Source organism: Micromonospora sp. MH33 (assembly GCF_003013775.1).
Taxonomy (GTDB): Bacteria; Actinomycetota; Actinomycetes; order Mycobacteriales; family Micromonosporaceae; genus Micromonospora; species Micromonospora fulviviridis.
The window spans coordinates 1-2753 of sequence record NZ_MUYZ01000509.1; the positions used below are offsets into that span (position 1 = coordinate 1).

The following is a 2753-nucleotide window of genomic DNA, read 5'->3' on the forward strand; positions in this document are numbered from 1 at the left end:
CGCGCCGCGCCGCCGCCGGGCCGCCGTCCGTGCCGAGTTCGGGGTCGGCGCCGACCGCCCGCTGATCCTCTCGGTGGGCCGGCTGCACCCGCAGAAGCGGTACGACATCCTGGTCGACGCGGCCGCCCGGTGGCGAGCCCGGCAGCCCGCGCCGCTGGTGGTGATCGCCGGCAGCGGGCCCGCGTACCTGCCGCTCGCCGCGCGGATCTCCGCCGCCCGGGCGCCGGTGACCCTGCTCGGGCACCGCACCGACGTGGCCGACCTGCTGGCCGGCGCTGACCTGGCCGTGGTGACCAGCGACTGGGAGGCCCGCCAGCTCTTCGCCCAGGAGGCGCTGCGGGCCGGCGTACCGCTGGTGGCGACCGCCGTCGGCGGCCTGCCGGAGCTGGTCGGCGACGCCGCGGTGCTGGTCCCCGCCGGTGACGTGGACGCCGTCGACGCGGCGGTACGCGACCTGCTGGACGACGAGACCCGCCGGGCCGGCCTGGGCCGCCGGGGCGCCGCGCGGGCCGCGACCTGGCCGACCGAGGCGGACACCACGGGCGCCCTGCTCGACCTGTACGCCGAGCTGACGCCCGAGCACTCGACGGGGACCTGGTGATGCTGCGCAGACTGACCCCGGTGCTGCTGACCCTGGCCGTGGTGGTGCTCGGCATCACGGCGCTGGCCGCCCGCCCCGACAACGGCGCCGCCGAGCGCAGCGCCGACTTCGTGGTGCTGGCCGGGGCGGCCGGGCTGCGCTGGGAGGACGTCGACCCGCAGGCCACCCCCACGCTGTGGCGGATGGCCGAGCAGGGCTCGATCGGCTCCCTCTCGGTACGCTCCGCGCGCCGGCCCACCTGCCCGGTCGACGGGTGGTTGACGCTGGGCGCCGGCAACTTCGCCGCCTGGAACGGCAGCCGGTCGGGCGGAGGCTGCCCGGCCACCGGGGTGACGGTCGAGCAGCCCGACGGGATCGGCGCGAACCTGCCGGACCAGGAGGGCGTCGTCGCGTACAACCAGGACCGGCTCTCCTGGGGGGCCACCCCGGGGGCGCTGTCCGAGTCGGTGCGCTGCTCGGTGGCGGTCGGGCCGGGTGCCGCGGCAGCCGCCGCCCGCCCGTTCGGCCGGGTCGACCGGTACGCGCCGGTGCTCCCCGCCGACCCGGCGAAGCTGCTCGGCTCCTGCGTGCTGAGCATCGTCGACCTGGGCACCGTCGACGGCGAGGACCCGGCCAGCCGGGCCGCCCAGGCCCGCCAGGTGGACGCCCAGCTCGCCCGGGTGCTCGCCGCCCGGCCGCCGCGCTCGCTGGTCCTGGTCGCCGGGGTGTCGGACACCGACACGCCGTCGCGGCTGCACGTCGCGGTGGCGGACGGCCCGGGCTGGGAGCGGGGCTGGCTGACCTCGCCGAGCACCGCCCGCGAGGGCTACCTGCAACTGGTCGACCTGGCCCCCACCGCGCTGGCCGCCCTCGGCCGGCCGATGCCCGAGCGGCTCTTCCTCGGCCGGCCCGCCGTGTCGGTCGACGGGCGCCCCGACGACCTGCGGGCCGCGATCGGCGCGCCGGCCGACGCGGACCGGGAGGCCGCCGCCCAGCGTCGGGTCGCCGGCTGGTTCTTCACCCTGTTCGCCGCCGCGCAGGTGGCCCTCGCCGTGACGGTGCTGCCGCTGCTGCGCCGGGCCCGCCGGCACGCCGGCCCGCACGGGCCGGAGCCGGTGTCCCGGCGGGTGGTGGCGGTGGTGGAGCTGTTGTTGATCGGCGCCGCCCTTGCCGTGCCGGCCGCCCTGCTCGCCGACGCCGTGCCCTGGTGGCGGGGGCAGCACGCCGGCTGGTGGTTCGCCTCGGTGACCGCCCTGCTGATCGTGGGCGGCACCGCCGCGGTCCGGTTCAGCCCGGGCCACGAGCGCACCCTCGGGCCCCTCGGCGCGGTGGCCGGGCTGGCCACCCTGGTGGTCGGGGTGGACGTGCTCACCGGTTCCCGGTTGCAGCTCAACGGCGTGGTCGGCTACTCCGCCCTGGAGGGCGGCCGGTACGCCGGCCTGGGCACCGTCGGGCTGGGCGTGTTCATCGCCGGTTCGCTGCTCTGCGGTGGCTGGCTGGCCCAGCGGGTCCGCCGGGCGTGGCGCCCGATGGTGATGGTCGCGGTCGGCGGGGCCGCCGTGGTGATCGTGGGCAGCCCCTACCTGGGCGCCGACTCGATCGGCGCGATCGCGCTCACCGCCGGGGTGAGCGTCGCCGCCGCCATCTGCTCCGGCGGCTGGCTGACCGTGAGCCGGCTGGCCTGGGCGACCATGGCGGGGCTGGCGGTCACCATCGGCTTCGCCGTGGTCGACGCGGGCCGGCCGGAGGCCGAGCGGGGCAGCCTGGGCCGGTTCCTCGCCGCCGTCGGCGACGGCACCGGCGGGCTCACCGTGCACCGGTCCAGCGCCGCCAACTTCCAGACCCTGGTGAACAGCCCGCTCACCGTGCTGGCCCTGGCCGGCGCCGCGCTGGTCTGGTTCGCCCTGCTCCAGCCCTGGGGCGGCCTGATGCGGCTGTTCGGCATCTACCCGGCGATCCGGGCGGCGATGGCCGGCACCGGGGTGGCCGCCGGTCTCGGTGGCGTGCTGGGCGGCTCGGCCCTGGACGTGGCCGGGGCGGCGGGGGCCCTGGTGGTGCCGATGGCGGCCCTCGCGGCCCTGCGCGTGCTCGACCACTCCACCGACCGCACCCAGCCCGGCAGCGGCCGTCCGGGCGACGAGGGCGGGGCGGCCCCGCCCGGCGGCCCCACCGG

The 2753-nt window shown here is 78.7% G+C and carries 2 protein-coding genes; both read left to right on the plus strand.

Annotated elements, in window-relative coordinates; translation table 11 throughout:
• On the plus strand, positions 1-601 hold a 601-nt coding region (locus B0E53_RS35105), incomplete at its 5' end, for a glycosyltransferase family 4 protein (RefSeq protein WP_146167924.1).
• A partial coding sequence (locus B0E53_RS35110; RefSeq protein WP_107079792.1) for a hypothetical protein occupies positions 601-2753 on the plus strand: 2153 nt, incomplete at its 3' end. The genes B0E53_RS35105 and B0E53_RS35110, both read left to right, overlap by 1 nt.